Origin of the sequence: Lonsdalea quercina subsp. quercina (assembly GCF_000688655.1) — a bacterium.
Lineage (GTDB): Bacteria > Pseudomonadota > Gammaproteobacteria > Enterobacterales > Enterobacteriaceae > Lonsdalea > Lonsdalea quercina.
In genome coordinates this window covers 20,898-45,668 of sequence record NZ_JIBO01000003.1, presented here as the reverse complement: position 1 = coordinate 45,668, position 24,771 = coordinate 20,898, and the positions used below count along the sequence as shown (strand labels likewise).

Here is a 24,771-nt window from a genome sequence, read left to right as displayed (position 1 = left end):
CGGATCGGTCACCAACGCTATTCTGCATCGTATAGAGGCTCGCCACGCCTACGCCTTTGCCGTCAGCGATTGCGGGTTAACCGCGCCGTTTCAGGCGCTGTCGCTCATCGACCGTTACCTTCCTCCCCATCAGGGGAAAGCCCTGCTGGTGAGTCTCGACCAGCCGCTGCTGCTCCATCCCNCCGCCTGCTTCAGTCAGGAAACCGTCAGAGCCAGCGGCGCGGCGCTGTGGCTCGACCGACAGCCCGGCGAGGGACGCGTGGCGCTATCGCCCTATGCAGGGGCGAACACGGAGAAGCCAAAGTGCGCGGCCCCGGCCAACGCCCCACAAGAACCGGTTGTGGTGATTGGCACGCCGCCGCTCGGATTTCCGCCGGAGGCGGTGATCTCAACCCTCACGCCCGACCCGTCGCGCCTGAGCGCGGCCCCGTTTTATGCCTTGGCGGAGTACCTGCAAGCGAGCCTCGATGGGCCGACGGCGCTGCTCTCCACCGCCGATGGCGAAACGCCCCCCATGATTTACCTGGCTAGGAGGGAAACGGCATGAACATCATTGATGTCGCGACCGTCATCAACCCGGATCTCACGCCCTTGAATGCGCTTCAGGCGCGTTATCAGTGGGGTGAGCGCAACCACAAGATCTTCTCCCGCTTTCTAAAGCTGGAGTCGGCCTGTCTATTCCCCGAGGAGCCGTTGCCGCAGTTGTTGAAAGGCTGTCTTGAAAAGCTGCTCTCCCGGCATCCCGACAAGCGCAGTCGGATACGCTATCTGGCCTATGCGCACTCGCTGAACGCTACGTTTCCCTTTGGCGCCGACGGTCTGAGAAAAATGGCGGCCACTCTCCTGCCCGCACAGACGGAAGTGCTGTCCGCGACGCAAAACTCCTGCGCCTCGTCGTTTAACGCGCTTTCGCTGCTGACGCACTTGTTACCGGGCGAGGCGGAAGACGGCCCGCAGTATGCGGTCCTGTTGACGGGAGAAAAGTGTTTCCATCAAACGGTTCAATACGCCAATCAAAACGGGATCTTTGGCGAGGGCTGTACCGCACTCCTGTTGACGGATGATGACACGCAGCCGGGCTGTACGGTGCAAGGCGTCGGGCAGGCGATGATCGGCGGCATCGGCAGCCGAACTTATCAAAGCAGTGCATCGCTCGAAAATCGTTACGACCATGATTTTATGCCGACGATGATGCGCGCGATCCATCGGGCGCTGGCCGACGCCGGGATCGGCGCCGATCGGCTGGACGCCATCCTGCCCTATCACATGAGCCCGATCACCTTCGATCGCATCGCCGACCAGCTGAATGTGCCGCGCTCTCGGGTTTTCCGCACCCATCTCTACCGACTGGGCCACTGTTTTTGCGGCGATGGTTTTATCAACCTGCACGAATGCTGTTTCTCCCCTTCCGTCCCTCGCTCGGGCTACTTTCTGGCGGTGGCGGCAGGCGTCGCCGGCAGCTTTGGCGCACGGGTATTTCATCGTAAAGAGGATCGATCACCGAGATGAATGTTCAGGCTCTTATTCAATATCTGGACGATCGCCGTCAGCAGGATCCAGACAACGTGGCGCTCATCGACGAACGCGCCGCCATAACCTTCGCCGCATTACATCAGCGGGCGGAACAGATCGCGGGCTGGATGCAGCATCACGCGCTTTCCCGCGGCGATCGGGTGATCGTGCTGATGAGCAACAGCATCGATCTGGTCGCCTGCTTTTGGGCGACGCAGCGCTGCGGCGCCGTCTATGTGCCGCTCCATCCCGAAACCAAAGCGGAAAAACTGGCATGGATCGCCGACGACTGCGCGGCCAGCCTGATGATCGTCGATGCGGAGCGTGAGGAAGAAGCCCTCCGCGCGGCACCCCTGATGAAGGGGCGCCCACAGCGGCTGGTCGCGGGGGACGCCGCGTTCGCGGAGATCGCCCGCGCCGCGTACGCGTGCACGCTGCCGCCACCGTTAAGCCTCGATCTGGCCAGCCTGATTTATACCTCCGGCTCCACGGGGCATCCCAAGGGCGTCATGCTCACCCAGCGCAACATGATCGCCGCCTCGCAGTCCGTCGCTCACTATTTGCAGCTGGACGCGCGCGATCGCATTTACTGCGCCTTGCCGCTCAGCTTCGACTATGGCCTGCATCAAATCACGATGGCGGCACTGACCGGCGCGACGGTCATCATCGAAAAAAACTTCAGCCGACCGCTGTTCGCGCTCAACCGTTTAGTCCAACAAGGCGCGACCGTCTTTCCGCTGGTGCCGACAATGGTCAGCCTGATCGCGCGTTTGGGGCGGCGTTTCGACTTCACCTCGGTCAAAACGGTGACCAGCACGTCGGCGGCGCTACATGCGAACGATATCGCCACGCTGACGACGGCATTTCCGCAGGCGCGCCTCTTTTCCATGTACGGCCTGACCGAATGCCATCGCTGCACCTGGCTGGACCCACGAGAACTCAGCGCCAGAACGCTGAGCGTGGGCAAGGCGATCCCGGGGACGGAACTGTGGGTGGTGGATGACGCCGGGGCCGCGCACCGCCGCAACGCGACCGGCGAGCTGGTGATTCGCGGCGAAACCGTAATGCGTGGCTACTGGAACAACCCGCAAAAAACGGCCGAAAAATTACGGCCGGGGCGATTCCCCGGCGAGAGCGTGTTGTATACGGGCGACCTCTGTCGCCTTGACGAGGACGGCTTTCTCTATTTCATCAGCCGGATGGATGACGTGTTGAATGCCTGCGGCGAGAAGGTCGCCCCGCGAGAGGTCGAGGGCATCATTTCCACCCATCCGCACGTCACTCAGGTGGCCGTCGTCGGCATCCCGCATGCCGTTTACGGTGACGAAATCGTCGCGTGGATTGAAACCGCGCAGGCGATAGAACCCCGCGCGCTGCGCGACTGGTGTCAAGCCAGAATGGAGCATTATCTGGTCCCCCATCGCTTCCTTTTTTGCGACGCCTTGCCCAAAAACAGCAACCACAAAATCGATCGCCTGCGGTTATGCGCGCTCAGCCACCCCTCATCCCCCACGGCCGGTCTTTCAGGAGAGAAACATGCCGAACTATGAATCTCAGGTCATCGCCGCTATCGCGCTGGTGATGGAAATCGACGATACCTCAGAGCTGCATCGGAACACCCAGATAGAGCGGGATTTGGGCTTTGACAGTGGGTTGTACATTGAGCTGATCATGTATCTGGAAGACGCGATTGATTCGCTGCATTTGGATCCCGCGACGCTGGACATACAGCATTTTGAGTCCATCGGCTCCATTGCGGACTACATCGCCACCCGCGTCTCTTCTGCGGCATCGGCCTGATGGAAGGTCAATCGGCCCTGCTGGCGATCTTCGCCCGATTCAGCGGCTGCAAGCTGCCGGCGGCCATGCTGGGCGAGCGTCGTATGACGTTCGATGCGCTCTACCGCAGCGCTATGCGGCTGGCCGTCACGCTGCGCGCGCAGGGGGACGCGCCCGTCCTCATCTATGGTCACAAGGACTTCGGCTATCTGACGGCGATGTGGGCCTGTATTCTGGCGGGCAGAACCTTTATCCCGACAGAGGCCGACAACTGCGACGCGCGGATCCAGCAGATCCAGCATAGTGCGCAGGCGTCTCTCCTGCTCAATACCACTCAACGAGCCAATCCCGCGACCTGTCGGCAGCTCCCGGTGCGCGACGCAGGCTATCTGGCTGCGCCGCCGGACCTCTCCCGCGTCGTCAACACGGTCGAGGCGGACCAGAACATGTACATCCTGTTTTCATCGGGCACGACGGGACACCCCAAAGGCATTGGCGTGAGCTATGCCAATGTCGCCGACTTGACCCGCTGGTTACACCACGAGTTCCCGCTGGACGGCGCGGTCAGCGGCAATATCCGCTACTGCTTCGACGTGTCGCTCTACGAGCTATGGCTCTCCTGGCTATTTCTGAAGCCGCTGGTCATCCTCGACCACCAGCATTTATTCAACACCCGTCTGGCGATCCAACGCCACGCGGAGGCGGGAACGACCTGTTGGGTCTCGACCCCGAGCCTCACGCGGTGTTATCTCAACGACCGGCAGTTCAATGCCGACGCGCTCCCGGCGCTCAGGCAGTTTATTTTCTGCGGCGAGGTGTTAACGAAAGCGCTGGTCAACGCCCTGTGGCAACGCTTTCCCGGCGCGCGCATCACCAATACCTACGGTCCGACCGAATGCACCGTCGCCGTGACCGCCATCGATATCCACCCCCGCCATGTCGAGGATGAAAGACCGCTGCCGCTCGGCGGCGTTCGCCCCGGAACCCGCATCACGCTGTCGCCGCCCGGAGACGCTATCGGGGAGCTGATCATCAGCGGCAAAGCGGTAGGGTCGGGTTATTTGAACGCGACGCCGGAACAGCAGGCCCGCTTCTTCGTGAATGACCGGGGCGAAAAAGCCTACCGGACCGGCGATCGTGGCGTCATCAGGGACGATATTTTCTATTTTCAGGGCCGAAGCGACCGCGAGATCAAACTGCAAGGCTATCGCATCGATCTCAACGACATTGAACAGGTGCTCCTGAGTCTGCCCGGCGTGCGCGAAGCGTTCGTCGAGACCTGGCGCCGACACGGCTATCTACAAGGGATCTGCGCGTTTGTGCTCAGTGACGAGGGNGACGACACGGACTTTGCGCGGCTGGGAAACGCGATGGCGACGCGCATGCCGCCCTGGATGATCCCCAGGCGCTGGTACGCCATCAGCGAACCTTGCCTGAATTTCAACAGCAAGCTGGATCGACACGCGGTTAGCGCTGCGGCTCAGTCAAAAGGGAAATATTATGTTTACATCCATGATGCGGATGATCGGCCGGCAGCTTATCAGTAACCGCCGGATTGCCATCGTCAATGCACAGGGAAGCTGGCGTTATGCCGATATCGCCTCGCGGGTCGGCGCTATCTGCCGTGAGTTGGCGCGCATTCAACCGAAACGCGCGCTCATTTACGGTCATAAGGAGCGCGACACGGCGGCGGCGCTGCTGGCCTGCGCCTGGTCCGGCATTCCGTTTACCGTCGTCGATAGCGTCAACCCGCCGCTGCGTATGGAACGTATCGCCGCCCTCTATGGCATTGAGCTGATTCTGGACGGGCGCGAACATCCGAATACCGCGCCGACGGCCCCTGAGCCATTTCCCTGCCTATGCCTGCCCGCCCTGCCGGACGGCGCCCTCACCGGCGGCTACACTCGGCCTTCATGCGACAATCCGCTCTTTTATGTCCTTTCCACTTCCGGCAGCACCGGGCAGCCCAAAGGCGTGCAGATCGGTTGCGATCATTTCGGCGCATTTTTTGGCTGGTATCATCGCGTGCTGCGTGAGGCGGGCGCGGAGGAGGAAGGGCATCTCAATCATGCCCGGCTGTCGTTCGATATGGGGCTGCTGGATTTCTTCACCTGTTTTGCCTTGGGTCGGCCGCTCATCATGCTGCCGCATGAATATAACGCGCTGCCTCGTCTGAACCTCAACCTGATGGTCTCCGAGCCGGACGTCATCCTGTCGAGCGGGTTTTCTACCCCGAGTTTTTTGGACATCATGTGCAAGGATCCGCGTTTTAACGCGGAGACGTTACCGCATTTTCGGACCGTGATGGTCGGGGGTGAATACGTCTCTCCGCACCTGATCGATCGCCTGTTGGTCCGCTTCCCATCCCTCAGAATCTTACATGCCTACGGCCCGACGGAGACGACCTGTCTGACTCACCTCCATCCGATAGACAACACAACCGAGCAGGAGGCGGGCCTGCTCCCGCTGGGCCAGCCTTGCGGCACGCTGCGCGTCGCCATTGAAGACAGGCATCACAACGCGCTGCCGGAAAACGACATCGGGGAAGTCGTTATTTACGGCGATCAGGTCGGGCTGGGCTATCTGCCGGAGTCTCACCCTAACCATGTCGCCTTCGGCTCACGTCACGGCGTCCCGTTCTATCGCACCGGCGATCTGGGGTGGCTGGATGCGCAGGGCCATCTGTTTATCAAGGGGCGGCTCGACTCGCAGGTCAAGTGGCATGGCAACCGCATCGATTTGCAGGAAATCGATGCCGCGGCGTGCCGTTTCGTCCATACGGTCATGGCGACGACGCTGCCTGTCTATCAGGAGCATAAGTTGGCCGACGTACTCTTATTCGTCCAGCTCCATCCTCACATCGACAACGGCGAACATGAATTTCGGGTCCATTTATCCCATCAGTTGCCCCACTATATGGTCCCCACGAGCATTCGCTTTATTTCCGAATTTCCTCTGAATCAAAACGGAAAAATTGATCGCCAGGCGTTGTTGCACCGCGTCACCGCCGCGCTCAAATAGCATCAGCACACGCGTTCATTGCAAGCCGGGTAAAAAAAAACGTGATTAATCACTCTATTCTGTCACGTCTCAGGGTGATGAGCAGGCCGTCTGAATAGACAGAGGAAATGTCATGGAAATCAGTTCAACACATCATGCGCTTCGTGTATTAGCGATGACGACGTTCGATTCAGGCCGGGATATCGGGCGACGGTTGGAGGCCGATGCAGGCCATTACCGGCATACCGATGACTATGCGTTGGCGCCGCAGCTCAATCGTCTGGGGCTGCCCGAAAAGTGGAATCCCACGCCGCTGGTTCTGGAAAACGGCGACGTCTTGTATGAATTGACGGTTTCTCAACGCTGTTATTTTTATGAGGCGCTGGGATATATCGATCCCAACCTGATATTCGCCAGTCCCACACCCGGCATGGCGGGCTTTGTGATTGAGGCCATCGGCAGCAATGCCCAGCAAGAGACCTTCTTCACCCACTTCAAAACTAAACTAAGCCGCAGCTGCTTTGCCATGAGCGAACCGGGTCGAGGATCGGACGCGGGCGCTATTCAGACGCAGGCGCGGAAAGTGGACGGCGGATGGCGTATCAGCGGTGAAAAATATTTCATCGGCAACGGCCTTATCGCCGACATCGGCATTGTCTTCGCCCGTACGGCCGAAGGCCCTCTGGGGCTGAATATGTTTCTGTTTGAACCGGGCAAGGTCGATGGGTTCGAGGCTACCCGTCTTCCCGTTTATGGGGTTCCCGGCAGTAATATCTCGCACCTGCGCTTCGATGACATGTTTCTGCCGGAGGAGGCGATGGTCGGCGCACATCTGAACCCTGCTCAGCGCTTTTCTTCCGCCACCCTCGCGACGTTCGATAATCTGCGCCCCTGCGTCGGCGCGCTTGCGCTGGGTGTCGCCCGGGCGCTGTTGGATCACGTCGTCGACGCGGGCTATTTTCCGCGCGCTCAGGACGCGCGCCTGCGGACGATGCGCAGACGGTTGTCCGCCGGACTTTATCGCCTGTTGACCCTCGCGGAGCGCATAGATCGCGGCGAGCGTATCGGCCGGCTTATCGGCCTTGCCAAGGCGGACACCACCCTGCTGGCGGAGCAGTTGGTCAATGAGCTGGCCCACGCCTGCGACCCCGCGGTGGTCTGCGATCCGTTCTTTTGCAAAGCCTGGCGCGACATCAGCGGTTTCGAATACACGGAAGGCACACGCAATATTCACCTGCTGAACGCCAGCCACGTATTTAAAAGCGAGCCGGTTCATGCGTGACGTTTCACGATTCTGGATCGGCCAGCTGGGCCTGCTGCGCCTGAATATCTCGTGGCGGACGGCGAACGACTTCGATCTGGCTGGGCTGAGTTGCTGGCACGCGCTGCACCCCGAGGACATTGAGGCTCAGTCCCTGCGCATTGCGGCGTGCCCTTACGCGTGCGAAAACATCCACATCGCTCATCACCCGACGGTCGTAAACACCCTACGCAACCTGAGGAAGCACGACTCGGACTCACTGCTGTATCTGCACACCGGTCTGGCGAAAGAGTGCAAAACCGCCATGCTGCCCAATTTTATCTGGCAGACGGGCCAATACAGTGAAGTCCTTGGACTGGCGGTGGATCAGCCGATGCCGGGATGGTCTGAAATACAGCTGGCGGCCGCCATGGCGCAGGAGTACGGCGGTTGCTGGCTGGTGTTGGACGCTATTACCCGTTTCACCCCCCGCCCTGAACAGGCGTCGTCCCACCTGATGTATCTGCATTTCACTTCAGAAGCGGCGACGCTCAAGGCAGGGGGATGGCGCTGGGATATCGCCGCGCAGCCCGAAGCGGATCGCCTGAGCCTGACCGACTGGCTGACGCGGCCCGCAGAAGGCGATGTCCTGCTGGACGCCGTAGGCGAACATCCCCCTGTCACTCTGAAAGTCGAACAAATCAGGGAGCGGATATGTCGATGAAAGCCGCGAAATCAGCGGCGCTGCTGCCGGATGTCGAGTGTCCTCGCCCCCAACCGCCGCGCTGCGCAGGCGACGGATCTGACGCAGAGCACAGCGAGTTTTATCCCTTGTCAGGCGAGAGGCGATCTGATGCGTCTGACGATTAACGACATGGAGATCGTCTTCGCGCCGAAGATGCAGACGCTGGACGAAGCGGCGCGGGCGCTAGGGCTGACGCGAATAGAAACCAGAATGTTTGAGCGGTTCTACGGATTGCGGCAATTTCCTCATGACGAGAGCCAGAATTTGACCGCTCTAATCGAGCCTGCGTTGCAAAATATTGTCGGACGCCACGCCGCTATGGCCGATGACATCAAACTCTGCGTACATTGCCACACCATCCCTTCCGTCACCCCCTTCGACGCGCCTATTCTGCCCTCGCTGGTCAGGCGGGTAGTGGGTGAGCACGTCGAATATGCGGGATATACCATGAGTCATTGCGCCACCGGACTCGTGGCGCTGGAGCAGCTTGCCAGCTGGCTTGGCGACGATGAATACGCCCTGGTGATCATCGCGGAGAAGGCGTTCCATCCCAAAGTCCAGCTCATCGCCGACACCACCATCATGGGCGAAGCCGCCTGTGTTCTGCTGGTGTCGCGACGTCCCGGCCCGGTGCGCCTGCTCGGAACGACGACGACGCGCGATGGCCAGTTCAGCATCAACAGCGGGCACTTTACGGACGCCAGTCCGATGCATTTTCCACATAGCTACACCGATTTTGTGTGCCGCCACATCATCAAGAGCCTCGAGCACGCCGGCCTGGGCCTGAACGACATTACGCACATTGCGCCCCATAACGTCAACCTGGCGTCCTGGAAAGACATCGAAAGAACGCTGTCTCTGCCTGCCGGTAAAATCGTCATGGAGAACATCGCTCAGTACGGCCACTGTTTCGGCGCGGATCCTTTTATCAATTTGCAGCACCTGATCGAAACCAGACAAATAAAGCCCGGCGATAAAGTCTTATTAATCAGTATTGGCTTAGGGATTACGGCGGCCTCCGCCATTGTGGAATATGTTCCTGAAGTTTAATTAACGCGTCCAAATGCAATCTGAATCAATTCAATGATTCGGCAAGGAATAGACTGCATTCAGGATAGCGCTACGCTCAATCATTCGAGTGGCAGGACGGTGTCAAGAGCACGGATGCGCTGGCCAGGATCGGTAAATCTGGTCAGCCAACGCCCTTGCAACGTGAGCCTGACGAAGATATCGCGGCACCATGGATCGGCAGAGGGATAGTAGTGAAAAAGGATGAATATAACCTGAACGTATTGGATAACAGCCTGGATACCTTTCATTCCGCGGGTTTGATTATCGAAGATAACGTTGAGGAAGGTGTATTTCATATCAAGGATGACCTGTTATTAACGTTATCGCATACCGGCTTGCCCGATAAATACAATCCCTGGCGGGACCATGCCGCCTCACTGCCGTTTGATATGCGTCACTTCCCCACCTATTTACGCGTCGTGGAATATATTTCGCGAGCGGACGCCAGCTGTTTACTGGCCCTGCCCGGCACCTCTCTCGCCTGCCGGGCCATGCTGCTGCTGGGCGATGACGCGCAACAGGATCACTTTTTTTCCCGATTTCTGACACAGCCGACATGGACCTTTTTCGCCGTAAGCGAACCGGAAGTCGGCTCTGATGCCGCCTCGATTACGACCCGTCTGGACCACGCTGAACAAGGGCTAACACTGACGGGAAGCAAGATGTTCATCGGCGGCGCGCAAATGGCCAGCATCGGTCTGGCGTTCGCGCGGCACGACGACAGACCGCAGCTGATCATGGTGGAGCCGAAACAAGCGCCGGAGGCGATTACCGTCGAGCCGCTCGCGGCCTACGGTCTTGCCGGCGCGGGGTTGTCCCGGATCACGTTCGACGCGTTCCCCGTTCAGCCTGAACAGATACTGGGATTAACCGCCAGCCCATTACGACAGGGCATCAACGCGTTAACGCAGGTCTTCGAGAAGCATCGCCCCCTTGTCGCCGCCATGGCGCTAGGGACCGCGCGCGGTTTTCTGGAGGCGCTCGCCCAGGAAGATATTCACGAGAAAGATCTCTGGCGGCAGTACCACTCTCTGCATACCCGCCTGATGGAAGTGGGCGATCACTTTCATCAGGCGCGTTCGCGCGTCTGGCAGACCAGCCAGATTAAACGGCAGGCCACGGCGTTCGTCGAGCGGGTCGCCCATCGGCTTCCTCATCTTCTGCCCACGGAATATTGGGGGAATCAGCCGGGTCTCATGAAAAGATACCGCGATGCGTTTGCCTTCGAATACATGGAAGGGACGTCAAATATTCATCTGCTCAACGGCTGGTGCGGCTTCCTGGCCGATAAGGAGAAGGGATGAGCCTTAGCCTGCATCCCCGCGACATCCTCTGGAAGACGTTTGGCGAGCTTGAACCGTTTAACCCGGTCTGGCTCGATGAAGTCGACCACTGGGAAGGTTATATCGCGGCGTTTTTTCAGTCGAACGGCCTGCCGTGGGATCCCGCGCAAAGCCGTGTCGTCGAGTGTATATCCGCCGAGGACAAAGCGCCGTTCGTGCGCATGATGGACTCGCTGTTGCCGTCGCTTCAGGCACGCGCCGATTGTCAGGATATCGACGTGGTGATGATGGCGCACTGGACGCCAGACCTGCACCTGGGGACGTCCGTCGTTAATCACGTTGTCCACCAGCTGAATCTCAGCGAACAGAGTTTTGCGCTGGCCATCAGCGACCGCGGGCTGTCCGCCCCGCTTTTCGCTTTCGACGCGCTGCACCGCTACCTTCGCCACAGCGACCGGCGGGCTTTGCTGTTGATTGCCGACCAAAAGCACCTGCTCTATCGCTCCCCGCTGATGCAGGCGCTCGCGCCCCACAACAGCGCCTGCATCGTCGCCGTGAATCGGAGCAGCGAAGGCTGGCGCTATCTGGGCTACCAACGCCGCGAGCGGGATGCGTTAGGGCTGGCGGCGCATTGCGAAGGGTTAAAACAGCATTTTGGGCTGACGGATCGCTACCGCCTCGTTGCCAGTCCCACCTTGCTGTCCTCGCTGCCCGCGCACGGACACCCTATTCCTGCGGATGATCGCCTGTTATGCACCTCGCTATTTGCGGCCTTGGAGCAAAGCGACACGCGCTACGACCATCTGCTGCTGTTACAGGAAGAGACGACGATCACCGCACTGGCCTTTCAGGGCACGGAGAATCAAGCATGCGACTAACCCGCATGGTGGACGACATTCCCACGGAGCGCGTCGACGCGGTCGATGTCATTCAAGCGGCCGGCGGCAGCCGCAGCGAAGCCCGCGTGTTCAGCAAACTGTTCGGTATCGAACAGGTCGCCGCGCTGCCGCACACGGTCTCACTCCTGCACACCTTTTCGNCTCTGCTGGACAGACTCGAGGTCAGCGCCGAAGAGACGCCGGTGGATACGCTGATTTACGTGCATGCCCTGCCGATTCAGTCTGTCGAAGGGGAAGGCGTGACAACGGAGTTGGTGCGCCGCCATCCCGCCTTGAAGCAGGTAAAACGCCGCTACGAGATTGATCAGCACAACTGCGGCGGTGGGTTCTGGGGGCTGAAAATGCTCCAGACGCTCTTCCGAACCGGACTCTCGCAACGCGCGCTGCTGCTCCTGGGCGATTCGCTCAGCGTTTTTGGACTGGGGGAACGTTATATCCCCGGCTGCACAATTCTGGGAGACGGATTCGTCGTCATGCTGCTGGACAATCGGGATGACGGCATACAGCTGACGCCCCCTTTTGGGGAACATCGCGCGGAATTCTGGCCTGGACTATTTATCGAATCGCCGCAAAAAAGCGCCTTCTATGCCGAGCACAACGCGATGATGGCCCACGCGCTGAAAGAAATCGAATTTTCATTTCAGACCCATGACGTGCTGCTGCCGCACAATATCAACCGCTTGACCTGGCTCAACTTCACGCGGCGCAATCCTGAGTTCGAGGCACGTATCGATACCCGTTTATTGCCTGACGTGGGCCACTGCTGTGCGGCCGATCCCTTTTTATTGCTGAGCCGCCGATTGCAAAATACGCAGCCCTTATCAAAACGCTGCGGCCTGCTTTCCATCGGCGCAGGCGCTTTCATCGGCGCCTGTAACGTCATTCCAGACCCTCGGTACATCTCCGGAGACGATAAGGAGAAGACGTGATACGACCTTATGCATCGCTCCCCGCCGTTGTCGTCGATGAGCAGCGTTTACGCGCGATCGGCATTTTGAAAACGGTGGAAGAAGCCGTCGCGGCCGAGGGCGATCGGGTCCGGCTCCGGTTCGCCAACAGCGCCGATCTGGTCGTATTGGGAGGCGCCCGTCATGTGCGCGAGTGGCAGCAGAATGAAGAATGTTTCGGTAAGGACGTCATGACGCTGCCCTCCTCCGCGGCCGTTGGCCGCCTGCTGCTGGGAGATGCGCTCACGTTTGCTCAGGATGGCGACGAATGGCGCCGGATCAGAAAACTCACCGTGCAGCAGGTCAATCCGAAGTGCGCGTCGTTGCAGCGCGCCCTGACAGACAGCGCCGACTGGCTTGTCGAACAGTTCGCCACATCGGCGCCGGTGACTCTGCGCGCGCTGACGCTCGAATGGGCGGTACGCGCTGTAATGCCGCCTTTCATCGGGCATACCTGTACGCTCCAGGAAGGTCAACGCTTCGCCACGGAAACCCATCAGACGTTCTACGCGCTGATCCGGAAGGCCGCCACCGTCGATCGAGACACGTTGCTGCACGATCCCACGCTGCTGAATTATCGCGCACGCCTGCATACGCTGGTGGATGCGAGCCTGTGCGGCATCGCCGAGGAGCCGGATACCATGCTGGCCCAGCTTTACCACGCTCTCGACGTCGCCCGCCACCCAGAGCGTAAAGCGTCGCTGGCAAATCAGGNGATGGGTAATCTGTCCGGCAGCATCGATAACCCGGCCACCAGCCTGCAGTGGTGTCTCATCCATCTGGCACGGCATCCCGAAGCGCAGGCGCGGATCTATCAGGAAGCGCGCGCGCTGCCACGCGACGGGATCAGCCTGCAAAAATGCCCCATCACGCTGGCCGCCGTGAAAGAAGCATTGCGGCTGACACCGGTCTCATCGCTGGTCGAACGGACGGTATTGCGGGACATCGACATCGACGGTTACCGCCTTCCCGCCGGCACTGCGGTCCTGTTCGCCCCTTGGCTGGTGCATCATGACGCCCGCTTTTGGCCTGAACCGATGCGGTTCGATATCGATCGTTTTCTTCATGGTCCCATCCCGCCGTACCACTATTTTCCTTTCGGGACGGGCAAACGCCACTGCGTGGGGATGTCGCTTTCGCTTCATCAGCTGGTGATGACACTGGCTCGGCTCTCATTGAGCTGCCGCTTCCAACTAACGCCCGGAACGCGACCGGTGGACCTACGCCCGGAGTTTGGTCTCAACCTGGCGCCACGAGGCGATGTATCCCTAACGACCACGCCTCTGGCGACCCCGATTTCTGCTGATTCTTTTTAAATATGCGCTACGGAGGTCACATGACACGCTTGAACACCGTTTTTTCCATTGCCTTGCTTTATGGCGTCACCCTCAACGCCGCTTACGCGAATAAGATCGAGAAACGGATACCGATTGCTTCCTTCAACGAACTTGAATTATCTAAAGGGCTTAACGTCACTCTTAAATGCGCCGAGAAGCCTTATGCGGTGGCCAGTGCTTCCCAAAAAGNGTTGGATCAATTGCAGGTCAATTCGGCGAGCAAGAAGCTGAGCATGACGGGAGTGACCCGCGACGTAGAGGGGTGGGATCTTTCGGACAATAAAACGGACCTGACGATTTTTACGGATTACCCCGTGCAGTCGCTCAAAACCACCTTTGGCGTCAATCTGAAAGCCGATGCCTGCGCCCTCAGCTCGGATCAATTGATGGTCGATGGCAGCATGGGCGCGACAATCGCGCTGAGCGGCTACATCCAGCGCCTGGATGCCAAGCTTGCCATGGGCGCGAAGCTAATCAACGCCACCCACGATCTGGTGATCCAATCCGCGCATATGGATGTGGCGATGGGCGCGGAAGCAGACCTGTGCCGCGCACGGGAAATCTCGGGCAGCGCCGCCATGGGCGGGCTGGTTTATATAGGCACGGACACGCGCAGCACACTGTCCAGCGAGATGGGCGCAACGGTGCGGACCCGCGATTGCCAATGATCCTAAAGGGACCCGTCAACGCCTAAGACGTGCGGTCATCAGGCGCTGACGTAAGCAAGGCCTCAAACCATGAATAGCACTTGTCTCTGCGAGCCGAGTGCTATTCCCCTCAACCTTCGCGAACAACGATGAATAATACTGCGCCCTCTTCCCCGTGGTGGTTCGTATCAGCGGTCCCCCCCTCAGAATAGGTAACCTATCCAAAGGCGATCGTCCTCGCCTACATAACGAACCGTTCACCACTCGTGAGAGCCCAGAAAGACGCGAGCTTAAATTATTAATCATGAAGAGAGTAAGTGCTTTTATCACATCAGCGACGACTTAATCCGAAGACCAGGCATATTTTAAATATAGAGATAACATTAATTCACCCTCAGTAAAGATAAAATCAACCCTGTTGTTATCCTTATATTTTTATAAAAAAACCTCGACAGATTTATTTATTAATGACCTCAATGGACATCTGTTGGTTATTTAATTTTTATGCCTCATAAAAATAAAAAAATTAATCTCAGCCCGTGTTGATTATCACAACAGCCAATGCTAATTATGTATTCAGCGTAAATATTCTCGAGGGCGACTCAATGTCGCCTCATCACGTTCATTGTTTTGACTAGACGATATCGCCCACCGGCTTGTTTTTGCGACCCTATTATTTTGTCAGCGGGTGAGGTTCATTCGAAATATTCTTCCACGGAAAGGAGTCTTCATGTCTGGTCCATCCGCCACAATCACGCCTTGTGTACTGACGACCAACCCAGTGCTGCTGGGAGGCGAAAACCGTTCAGGCACGACGTTGCTCAGCGTCATTCTCGATTCGCATCCGGACCTTGTCGTCGGCCCGGAAATCGACTTCACGGAGCCGGTTAATCTTGGTCCGCACATTTTGGCCGTCTGCGACTTTTTGGATGCCAACGAAAATCTGCTCATCGGGGCCACAAAGGAGACGTTCGCCCCCGAGTGGTATGACGGCGTGCATTTCGTGGTGCAGTGTGAGCGCTTCGGCCTCGCTCGCGACGAAGTCAGAGCGTTGGTGAAGAACCTGATGGCCGAGTGCGGCCGGGATCTTTCCGCGCTTGAAGACCGCTGCCGTCTTATCGAGTTGATGGGAGAATGTCGACGCAAACAAACGGGGACGCAACGCTGGGGGCTGAAACTACAGCGCAGAATCAAGGATATTGGCACCTATGCCGCGATCTGGCCTGAGGCCCGGTTTATTCATATCGTCCGCGACGGACGGGATCTGGCGGCCTCTCACCTCAAGACCGTTCCCGATTGGGGATATCAGACGATCGCCGAAGCCGCCCACGGCTGGCTGGAGATTGTCGCCCATGCTCGTCTGACCGCACCGGACTCTCGTTATCTGGAGATCCGCTATGAAGATCTGGTGACCCAGCCTCGCGAGACGATTGCGCAAATGCTGGACTTTCTGGGACTGCCGTGGGATGAGGCGGTGATGCGCCATGCCGATCAGAACCATGCCCTGTTCGACAAGCCCTGGGGCCATCCTTCCGCTGAGACGGCGCGTCAACCGCTCTACCGGGGCCGTAATGGACGCTATCTACAGGACCTCAGCCCGACGCAAATTGCTGAATTCGAGCACATCGCGGGTGACGAATTGAAGCGTCTGGGCTACGAGCTGTAAGCTCATCAAAGAACGGCGGAGAGCATGGCGATGCAGGGTTTACAGGATGTTTCACAGCGGCTGCCCCGCAGCTTCCACCTACTTCTCGCTGGCCAATCGCTCTCCCTGGTCGGCACGCAGGTCACGCACCTTGCTCTCCCCCTGACTGCGATCAACCTCAATCATGCCAGCCCGTTCGAAACCGGCGTTCTGCTGGCCTGTAGCAGAACGCCGTACCTGCTGCTCGGGCTGTTTGCCGGTTTGCTCGTCGACAGCTACTCACACCGTCTGCTGTTGATGACGGCCAACATCATCATGGCGCTGACGCTGGCCAGCGTGCCGCTGGTTTTTTTTCTTTCCGGCCACGTCAGCATGTTGCATCTCTACACCGTCGCCACGCTGACCGGCGCCGCAATGGTGGTCGCCGACGTCACCTTTCTGGCCTGGGTGCCCGCGCTGGTGCCCTATCGGCAACTGACAAAGGCGCAAAGCCGACTGGAACTCGGGCAGTCCGCCGTCATGGTCATCGGCCTGCCGATCGCCGGATGGCTGATCGCGGCTACCTCGCCCGCATTGGCGATACTGGCCGACTCCGTCTCCTTCCTGCTGATGTCGGCCCTGCTTCCTTTTGTCGCCACCGCGTCGGCGCGTCGGCGGCTTAACGTCAGTTCTGCCGGTGACATCCCCACGGGCGGCGCGCTAACGCGTATTTTGAAGGAGGCGGCCGAGGGCATGCGATTTTTGATCCGTACGCCGCCGCTGCGCGCGTCAACCTTCGCCACCGTCACGCTGATCTTTTTCTACAGCGCCTATTCCGCTGTTTTCATTCTCTATCTCTCCGACCAGCTGAAACTGACCTCGACTGAAATTGGTATTGTGACCAGCGTTGCCGCCGTCGGCTGCGTCGTGGGGGCCTTGCTGGCCCGCCCGGCGGCAAGCGTTCTGGGCCTGGGCCGCACGCTGGNCGCGGCGATCCTCATCAGCGCCATCGGCGCCATGCTCTGTCCGCTGCTGCCGAACCTACTCGTCGTCGGGTTATCCCAATGCATCATGTGGGTCGGCATACAGACCTACAACGTCCATCAGGTCCCCATCCGTTATGCGTTGGCTCCGACGAAGATCCACGGGCGGGTGAACGCGAGCATCCGTACGCTGGTCTGGGGGCTGGCACCGTTAGGCGCCGTAGTCGGCGGCACCTGCGGGATGTGGCTGGGAACGCGAACGACGCTGTTTGTGACGGGCGTGCTGATCGCCGCCGCCGCCGTGTGGATCGTCATGTCGCCGTTGTGGACGGTGCGCGAACCTCAACTCGCTGCGCTCCGCAACGAAACCGCCAATGCCTGAGTCTTTTCGTCCTTCACCGATACAGGGAAACGATCATGAAGTTCACAGATATAGCCTCACTTAATCTGCCCGCAGGACGCCTCACCGCCTGGCGCGTTAACGGTCCTTCCGCCACCGACGACCGTTGGGTCAAGGACCCTCGCCGGGCCTCCTGCCTACAGGAAGCGAGCATCATGGGCGCGCTGGATGACAGGGAGAACAACGCGTCGACGGCCTCCTGGCTGGGATGCGCCTTTGATATGTCGGCCGACTTGAACGCTTCGGCTTTCATCACAGCCATCCGTCAATGGATCGACCGACATGAGACCTTACGCAGCCACCTTATCCCCCGCGCCGACCGCCGGTTAGCGCGCATGACGCTAAAACCTGGCGCCATCGAAGTACGCCCCGGCAAAGTCGGGAGCTTTACCGACGCTCAGCCGATGGCGAACCAGCTCGAAGCGCTGTTCGATCGCGAAGTCGGCCCCCTCGACTGGCCGGGCTATCTCTTTACCACCATTAGTCATTCTGAAGCGACGACCGTGTGTCTCGCGGTGGACCACACGCTGATCGACGGCTATTCCCTTTTCCAGATCCCCGGCGAGATCCATACGCTATACGACGCCGCCCTGTCGGCATCGGAAGAGTGCGCCGCCCAGCCTGCCCTTCCGCCCGTCGCCAGCTATCTCGACTTCGCCGAGGCGGAGCGCAAAGCGTCGGAGACGGTCACCGCCAGCCATGAAGGCATTCAGCGCTGGAAGACCTTCGTAGCGGAGGGAGACGGCCGCCTGCCGCCGTTTCCCCTCTCTCTGGGAGCGGTGGGCGATGGCCTGACCGAGCAACCGAGCGGCCACGCCAGAGTGTTTGATAAAGAGGAGGCCAACGCGTTTGCACAGATCTGCCGTTCCGCCGGAGGCGACATTTTTTCCGGGCTGTTGGCCTGTCTGGCAAAGTCCGCCAACGANCGCACGGGCCAGGAGGATTTTCGCACCATGATCCCCTTCCAGACGCAAACCGCTCAGCGCCAGCCGTCGGTAGGCTGGTACGTGGGTATGGGACCGGTGGCATTTCCTATCGACGGGAACTACTCATTTACTCAGGCGATGGGTGAGGCGGCAAACGGACTGGTCGGCGTCAAAGCGTTGGCCCAGATACCGATAACCCGCGTGGCCGAGCTTCTCGACCAGCCTCTACGCGACCCCTTTATGATCTCCTACATGGAGCTACGACGTATTTCAGGCGCGCGCGAGTGGGCAAGGTGGCAAGTCAAAAGCTTCCGCAGCCGCAGCGTCGACCCTGATGAAGTGTGTCTGTGGTATGTGCGCACGCATGACGGTCTGTTTATCAATTATCGCCATCCCGCCACGCCTCAGGCCGCCGTGGTGATCGCCGACTACCTCGCACGGACGAAAGATCTTCTGACATCGATTATCGCCACCGAATGCTGGTAAGGTGTTCTCTGCTTTCTATAGGGGGAAAGGTTTTCCTGGGAATGGAATGCAAGCGGTGAGCTGTAGGAAGGCATTATAAAAACGAAAAAACCGTATACATTTTTTAAACGTATGCGGCTTTTTCGTCCAGTTCGTTGAAAAATAGCAGAAAGAATTCGTTGTATTTTTGCAGCCTCGTTTTTGAATCATCTTCATGTTGGAACAGATTTCAAAAGGCGAAGGCAGAGTAACCCTTGAAGCCCACTATCAATGCTTAATGCAGCCACACTTGATACTGAGTAGAGATAACACCGCCTTCTTTCCTGTCATCAGCAATTATTATATGTATAGCTATGCAATCACCAATGATGACCACAGCACCTATGATTACTTATACCATCATGATTTTTAACTATTAATCAATTGGTTTGAATTTAGATCAATATGTCATGTTAACCGTCAGTTGAGCTGAACCGGTGGAAATAGGCGGAAAAGAATATCCACTATTGATCCGATACGCTAAATAGAAAGGCGTATTAGGTTTTTTTCCATCGGTATTAAAGAAGGTAGTGGTTCCACTTTTAATCCTGGTTACATCAAGGCAAGTACTATCATCACCATGACATAACCAAGCAATAAACGTTGCTTTTGACGGTATATTCCAGCCAATTGAATACTTCCAATCTACTTTGTTAATCTTGGCATTTGAAGGAAATATAGCAGATGAAGGAATAGAGAAATTAGTTGTATACGAAAAGTTAGGAGAGTAAATAACGATTCCTTGCGCTGACGAAGAGTATCCTTTGGCTGCATAGGCTTNCAAGCTACCAAGCATTAATGCACACGCTATTGTTTTTACTAAAATAGAAAAACATTTTGTAGATTTCATATGCGAATCCTTTACATGATAATAAAATAGAAGAAAATCATTATGTCCAGCCAGGTCAAACAAACATTAATCATCTTCTATTTAATTAGCTTCCCGACTAATTTATTAGTAAGTATTAATTTTTGGTTCAACTGACGAGACAGGTGTCATAATACAACCCCTTTAGCAATGGTCAACCAACACATCGCCATATTAATAAACGAGATATTCTTTATTTTTATACTATTTCTCGATGAGTTTATTTTTTGAATCGATCATTCCTGACAATAACGAAATATATTTATCACTAAGGGTTTGAGCGGATAATTACATTATGATGGGATATCGACTCTGCATAATATTGCTGTTCCCGATGGAAAACGCAGGCATTTCGTAGGACATTTTCGCCGGGCTTCCACTCTCCACCAGGGGCTCCATGAGAGCGAAAAAAAGCCGCATACCCTTTTAAAGGTATACGGCTTTTTCATCCAGCACGTTAAACAACATTCTGGGAAAGATAAGTGGCGGAACGGACGGGACTCGAACCCGCGACCCCCTGCGTGACAGGCAGGTATTCTAACCAACTGAACTACCGCTCCACTCTGCGCTCTGTGAGCGGCTTGAATACTAGAATGGCGCCCTTATCACGTCAATGCTTTTTCACGCTAACCGACTCTGTTTGCTCATATTTACAGCGCAAAGCCTCTCTTTCTCACAGATGGCGATCAATCACGCCACAGGCAGCTACCGCCTTTTTTCACGATCAGATCGAGTCTCTGTTCATGCGCCATCACTTCGTCATCGCTGGCATAGATCACCGGCAAGGCGGACGCCGGACGCACGATGCGCTGAATCGTGTCTGTCTGATTGGCCTGCTGCGTCCCTTCGTTTTCCATTGAAAACGCAAGCGACCGCTGGCCGCCGGTCATCGCCAGATAGACTTCTGCCAGTATCTCGGCATCCAGCAACGCGCCGTGCAGCGTACGTTTGCTGTTGTCGATCAGATAGCGGTCGCACAACGCATCCAGGTTGTTACGTTTGCCGGGGAAGAGCTTACGGGCCAACAGCAGGCTATCCGTGATTTTGCAGAAGGTTTCCGTCTTTGGAATATCCCGCTGCAACATCCGAAACTCGTAGTCCATAAAGCCGATATCAAACGCTGCGTTATGGATGACCAGCTCGGCGCCACGGATGAAATCCATGAAGTCGTCGGCAATGTCGGCGTAGGTGGGTTTATCGACCAGGAATTCGTCGCTGATACCGTGAACATTGTAGGCTTCCGGATCGATCAGGCGATCGGGTTTGAGGTAAACATGATAGTTGCGGCCGGTCAGACGGCGGTTGATCACCTCGACGGCGCCGATTTCGATGATGCGATGACCTTCGTAATGAACACCCAACTTGTTCATACCCGTGGTTTCGGTATCCAGGACGATTTGTCGTGTTATTTCAGTGCTCATCGTTTTCGTTTATGTCAGACTTGTGGTTTTCAGCATGGACAAGAGTCTACCAGAGATGCGTAAACAGGTAGAAATTTTCACCGATGGCTCCTGCCTCGGCAACCCCGGTCCCGGCGGTTACGGCGCGGTGTTGCGCTATAAACAGCACGAAAAAGAGCTCAGTGCGGGTTACCGTCTCACGACGAATAATCGCATGGAGTTGATGGCGGCGATTGTTTCGCTGGAGTCGCTGACGACGCCTTGCGACGTGACGCTCAGTACGGACAGCCAATACGTGCGTCAAGGGATCACCAACTGGATCCACAACTGGAAAAAGCGTGGCTGGAAAACCGCCGATAAAAAGCCGGTTAAAAATGTCGATCTCTGGCAGCGTCTGGATTTAGCCATCCACCAACACACTATTCAGTGGGAGTGGGTGAAAGGTCATGCCGGTCACCCAGAAAACGAGCGATGCGATCAGTTGGCGCGTGAAGCCGCGGGCGCGCCAACGCTGGATGACGTCGGTTACAAACAGGATTAATCCGGACCGCGACGATAGCTTTTCGTCGCGCCCACCGGACTGCGCATGGGCGCTTTTTTCAGTCGGGATCGCATCGGCGTCGGCGTCAACGGCACCGTACGTTTACGCGCCACGATCAGGTTCAAACACCCCAACAACGGCAGATGGTTGTTCCAGCGCCCTTGCCCTTGCTGACGCCAGGGCAACGCATGCAGGCTGGCGNGATGCACGATTTCATAGTTGAGCAGGTTCAGCCAGTCCTGCAAACGCATCTGGCTGAACATCCGGCTGCAATACGGCTGCCGATGCCGAATCCCCGGCACCATTTTTCCAAGCCCCATCAGACTCATCGGATTAAAACCGCTGATGATAAGCCAGCCGTCGTTAATCAGGACACGATCCACTTCCCGCAGCACGCGGTGAGGATCGCTGGAGTAAGCCAATGCGTGAATTAGCAGACAAGCATCTACAGACTTCTCTACAAACGGCAGCTGGCACGGGTCGGCGATGACATCCGCACGTGTTCGATTCGATGTGAGGTTGATTTGATGCGGGATCGCGCACTCAGCGCTTTTCATTTCGGCGCTGAGCGCGCCGACTTTCAACAGATGAAAACCAAAAATCTTCGGCCACCACGGCTGGAGCGCGTCATCAAGCGTATCGCGATAGAATGTCCCCCAGGGGATGGAATCCCAAGCATCAGGAGCCTCTACAGTCTGGACGGTTTGAGCTGGCTTCATGTTCTAGTATCTTCCACAGGTAACTGCAAACAGAGGACTCACCATGAATCTTATCAGTGTTCCCGCCCTCAAAGATAACTACATTTGGTTGCTGTGTAATCGACAGAAGCAGTGTGTGATTGTCGACCCCGGTGAAGCCGCGCCGGTGCTGACGGCGCTGGATGAGCAGCGACTGACGCCGATCGCCCTTCTTTTAACCCACCACCATCAGGATCACGTCGGCGGTGTGAAAGCCTTAGTCGAGCGCTTCCCCCACATTGATATTTACGGTCCGCAGGAAACGTCCCGCAGCGGAACGACACACATAGTGAAGGAAGACGACAAACTAACGCTGCTGAACTCGGAATTTTCTATTTTTTCCGTCCCTGGGCATACGGCGGGACATATCGCGTATTATAGCGCTCCATACCTGTTTTGCGGCGACACGCTGTTTTCCGCAGGATGCGGACGTATTTTTGAAGGCACACCGGAACAAATGTTTGAATCGGTTAGTAAACTTAACCAGCTACCGGATGAGACTTTGGTGTGTTGCGCTCATGAATATACGGTGTCAAACCTGGAGTTCGCCCATGAGTTATGGCCGGAGGAACCCACAATTGCCGACTATCTGCTAAAAGTCAGACAATTAAGGGAAAAAGGGCTGCAAACAGTCCCCACAAGCCTCGGTTTTGAACGAAACATTAATCTTTTCTTACGTTGTCATGACACTGATTTACAGAGAAAAATATTTAAAGATGTGAGTACCAGGGGCGATTGGCAGACATTTGCGCAACTAAGGGCCATGAAGGATCACTTCTGAAGGTTTTAGTTGTACGCAATGACCAATCAAAGTATGATCGTTCGTCTTTTGAGCAACTGTTGACAAAAATATGAAGGCTAAAGCGATACTTATCGCCTCGGTCTTGTTGGCAGGCTGCCAGGTTTCACCCCATGATACCTCTCAGCCCAAACAACATGCACAGAGTCTGTCTTCGGCCAGTCAAAGTGAAACAGGAAAATACGCGGATGGTCGAGAGACCGGGGCGCGATGGTTGGATGATGGCAACCTCGCGCAGCAGGACCTGTGGAATTTGATTAGTCGTGAGCTGAAGATGGAGGTTCCGGAAAACGCCCGGATCCGCGAACAGAAACAGCGTTATTTGAAAAATAAGAGCTATCTCCACGATGTAACATTACGGGCAGAGCCGTACATGTACTGGATAGTCGAGCAGATAAAGCAACGTAAAATGCCGATGGAACTGGTACTGCTACCCATAGTGGAGAGCGCTTTTAATCCAAACGCCCAATCGTCGGCCAACGCCGTTGGATTGTGGCAGATTGTCCCAGGAACGGGACGTCATTATGGATTGCAACAAGATAAATGGTACGACGGACGCCGCGATGTCGCCGCTTCCACGACGGCAGCATTAAATATGATGCAACGCCTTAATCGCATGTTTGATGGAGACTGGTTGCTAACCATCGCCGCCTATAACAGTGGCGAAGGCCGTGTGATGCAGGCCATCAAAGCGAACAAGGCAAAGGGGCGCCCAACGAATTACTGGTCACTGGCGCTCCCCTACGAAACGTCGATCTACGTACCTAAGATGCTAGCGTTAAGCGATATCTTAAAGCATAGCAAAAAATACGGCCTTGACCTGCCGAAAACGAATGAAGAACGTGCCCTGGCGCAAGTCGACTTAGGACAGNAAATGCAGCTGACCCAAGCCGCTGAGCTAGCCGGTTTACCCGTCACAAAATTGAAAAGCTACAATACGGGTTATAAACAGAATGTGACAGCGCCCAACGGGCCGCATTACATTATGGTACCGAAGGCACATGTCGAGCAGTTGAAAGACTCGCTGGCAGAAGTAGATATTGCGGCGGTTCAGCCGACGCGTCTGGCACAAACAACCCGGGGTTCTGAATATAAAGTCCGTACTGGCGATACGCTATCGGCCATTGCCAAACGGCTCAATGTCAGCACCAAAGACCTGCAAAACTGGAACAACCTTCGTGGTCACACGGTGAAAGCAGGTCAGACGCTTCAGGTCGCGAAAGCCTCTTTCGCCACGGCAGGGTCTGATGCCAGTAGTAAAAGTGGTTCGATCATCTACCATGTTCGTAAAGGTGACTCGCTGGCAAGTATCGCCAAGCGTCACGGCGTCGACATTGCAGATGTGATGCGCTGGAATACGGTCATTAACAAAAAGGCCAATATCCAGCCGGGTGACAAACTGACCTTGTTCGTCAGCAAAAAACAGACTCCCGATTCCTGATCGGCCACGTAAAACCAAAGCCTCTCTTAGGAGAGGTTTTTTTATGGGCGTAATACCGTGACAGAAACTGGGTGGTGAGAGGAGGGAA

General features: G+C 56.8%; 21 protein-coding genes and 1 tRNA gene. 18 read left to right on the top strand and 4 right to left on the bottom strand.

All coding sequences use genetic code 11. The annotated features are described in order from the left end of the window. Positions 1-543: 543 nt before the first annotated feature. The 15 genes from RZ35_RS02355 to RZ35_RS02280 all read left to right on the top strand — a co-directional run bounded on the left by RZ35_RS02355 (position 544) and on the right by RZ35_RS02280 (position 18,879). Entirely contained in the window at positions 544-1,509 is a 966-nt protein-coding gene (locus RZ35_RS02355) for a beta-ketoacyl-[acyl-carrier-protein] synthase family protein (protein ID WP_026741858.1), read from the top strand. Further along, positions 1,506-3,062 carry a class I adenylate-forming enzyme family protein gene (locus RZ35_RS02350; RefSeq protein WP_051625446.1) on the top strand — a complete coding sequence of 519 codons (1,557 nt, stop codon included), beginning with the start codon at positions 1,506-1,508 and terminating at the stop codon, positions 3,060-3,062. Before RZ35_RS02355 ends, RZ35_RS02350 begins: the two co-directional genes overlap by 4 nt. Beyond that, positions 3,049-3,312 carry an acyl carrier protein gene (locus RZ35_RS02345; RefSeq protein ID WP_026741856.1) on the top strand — a complete coding sequence of 88 codons (264 nt, stop codon included), beginning with the start codon at positions 3,049-3,051 and terminating at the stop codon, positions 3,310-3,312. Before RZ35_RS02350 ends, RZ35_RS02345 begins: the two co-directional genes overlap by 14 nt. After that, on the top strand, positions 3,312-4,838 hold the full coding sequence (locus RZ35_RS02340; RefSeq protein WP_026741855.1) for an AMP-binding protein: 1,527 nt from the start codon (positions 3,312-3,314) through the stop codon (positions 4,836-4,838). The genes RZ35_RS02345 and RZ35_RS02340 overlap by 1 nt, the downstream gene beginning before the upstream one ends. Beyond that, positions 4,792-6,312: an AMP-binding protein gene (locus RZ35_RS02335; protein WP_026741854.1), complete on the top strand. Its 1,521-nt coding sequence runs from the start codon at positions 4,792-4,794 to the stop codon at positions 6,310-6,312. Before RZ35_RS02340 ends, RZ35_RS02335 begins: the two co-directional genes overlap by 47 nt. Positions 6,313-6,424: 112 nt before the next feature. Then, the gene (locus tag RZ35_RS02330) at positions 6,425-7,573 is read left to right on the top strand and encodes an acyl-CoA dehydrogenase family protein (protein ID WP_051625445.1); all 1,149 of its coding nucleotides are present in this window, start codon (positions 6,425-6,427) and stop codon (positions 7,571-7,573) included. Next, positions 7,566-8,255: a hypothetical protein gene (locus RZ35_RS02325; protein WP_026741853.1), complete on the top strand. Its 690-nt coding sequence runs from the start codon at positions 7,566-7,568 to the stop codon at positions 8,253-8,255. Before RZ35_RS02330 ends, RZ35_RS02325 begins: the two co-directional genes overlap by 8 nt. Before the next feature lie 30 nt (positions 8,256-8,285). After that, positions 8,286-9,326, top strand: coding sequence for a 3-oxoacyl-[acyl-carrier-protein] synthase III C-terminal domain-containing protein (locus RZ35_RS02320; protein WP_051625444.1), 1,041 nt, complete (start codon positions 8,286-8,288; stop codon positions 9,324-9,326). 212 nt (positions 9,327-9,538) lie between these two features. After that, the gene (locus tag RZ35_RS02315) at positions 9,539-10,651 is read left to right on the top strand and encodes an acyl-CoA dehydrogenase family protein (RefSeq protein WP_051625443.1); all 1,113 of its coding nucleotides are present in this window, start codon (positions 9,539-9,541) and stop codon (positions 10,649-10,651) included. After that, positions 10,648-11,508 carry a hypothetical protein gene (locus RZ35_RS02310; protein WP_051625442.1) on the top strand — a complete coding sequence of 287 codons (861 nt, stop codon included), beginning with the start codon at positions 10,648-10,650 and terminating at the stop codon, positions 11,506-11,508. Before RZ35_RS02315 ends, RZ35_RS02310 begins: the two co-directional genes overlap by 4 nt. A gap of 946 nt (positions 11,509-12,454) precedes the next feature. Then, a complete protein-coding gene (locus RZ35_RS02300; protein ID WP_026741851.1) occupies positions 12,455-13,792 on the top strand; it encodes a cytochrome P450 in 1,338 nt (445 codons plus the stop codon). Between the two features lie 2 nt (positions 13,793-13,794). Continuing rightward, positions 13,795-14,481, top strand: a complete 687-nt coding sequence (locus tag RZ35_RS02295; protein ID WP_455709675.1) for a GIN domain-containing protein — start codon at positions 13,795-13,797, stop codon at positions 14,479-14,481. A 709-nt stretch (positions 14,482-15,190) separates the two neighbouring features. Then, positions 15,191-16,126: a sulfotransferase family protein gene (locus tag RZ35_RS02290; RefSeq protein WP_026741849.1), complete on the top strand. Its 936-nt coding sequence runs from the start codon at positions 15,191-15,193 to the stop codon at positions 16,124-16,126. Between the two features lie 24 nt (positions 16,127-16,150). Beyond that, positions 16,151-17,449 (top strand): MFS transporter, encoded by a 1,299-nt coding sequence (locus tag RZ35_RS02285; RefSeq protein ID WP_200873741.1) that lies wholly within the window; start codon positions 16,151-16,153, stop codon positions 17,447-17,449. Between the two features lie 35 nt (positions 17,450-17,484). Beyond that, positions 17,485-18,879, top strand: a complete 1,395-nt coding sequence (locus tag RZ35_RS02280) for a condensation domain-containing protein (RefSeq protein ID WP_051625440.1) — start codon at positions 17,485-17,487, stop codon at positions 18,877-18,879. A 418-nt stretch (positions 18,880-19,297) separates the two neighbouring features. Here RZ35_RS02280 and RZ35_RS17065 read toward each other — a convergent pair whose 3' ends face one another. The 3 genes from RZ35_RS17065 to dnaQ form a co-directional block, all read right to left on the bottom strand. Further along, a complete protein-coding gene (locus RZ35_RS17065) occupies positions 19,298-19,693 on the bottom strand; it encodes a flagellar protein FlhE (protein WP_455709677.1) in 396 nt (131 codons plus the stop codon). A gap of 555 nt (positions 19,694-20,248) precedes the next feature. After that, positions 20,249-20,325: transfer RNA gene (locus tag RZ35_RS02275), tRNA-Asp, on the bottom strand. Between the two features lie 126 nt (positions 20,326-20,451). Then, on the bottom strand, positions 20,452-21,186 hold the full coding sequence (dnaQ, locus tag RZ35_RS02270; protein ID WP_026741847.1) for a DNA polymerase III subunit epsilon: 735 nt from the start codon (positions 21,184-21,186) through the stop codon (positions 20,452-20,454). Here dnaQ and rnhA point away from each other — a divergent pair. Next, a complete protein-coding gene (gene rnhA / locus RZ35_RS02265; RefSeq protein ID WP_026741953.1) occupies positions 21,140-21,706 on the top strand; it encodes a ribonuclease HI in 567 nt (188 codons plus the stop codon). The genes dnaQ and rnhA overlap by 47 nt on opposite strands. Here rnhA and RZ35_RS02260 read toward each other — a convergent pair. After that, entirely contained in the window at positions 21,703-22,425 is a 723-nt protein-coding gene (locus RZ35_RS02260; protein WP_026741846.1) for a class I SAM-dependent methyltransferase, read from the bottom strand. The genes rnhA and RZ35_RS02260 overlap by 4 nt on opposite strands. A 43-nt stretch (positions 22,426-22,468) precedes the next feature. Here RZ35_RS02260 and gloB point away from each other — a divergent pair, with 43 nt between their 5' ends. Both gloB and mltD read left to right on the top strand, forming a co-directional pair. Then, complete coding sequence (gene gloB, locus RZ35_RS02255) at positions 22,469-23,224, top strand: hydroxyacylglutathione hydrolase (RefSeq protein ID WP_026741845.1); 756 nt, start codon at positions 22,469-22,471, stop codon at positions 23,222-23,224. Positions 23,225-23,294: 70 nt separating this feature from the next. Further along, positions 23,295-24,683, top strand: a complete 1,389-nt coding sequence (gene mltD / locus RZ35_RS02250; protein ID WP_026741844.1) for a murein transglycosylase D — start codon at positions 23,295-23,297, stop codon at positions 24,681-24,683. The last annotated feature ends 88 nt before the right edge of the window (positions 24,684-24,771 follow it).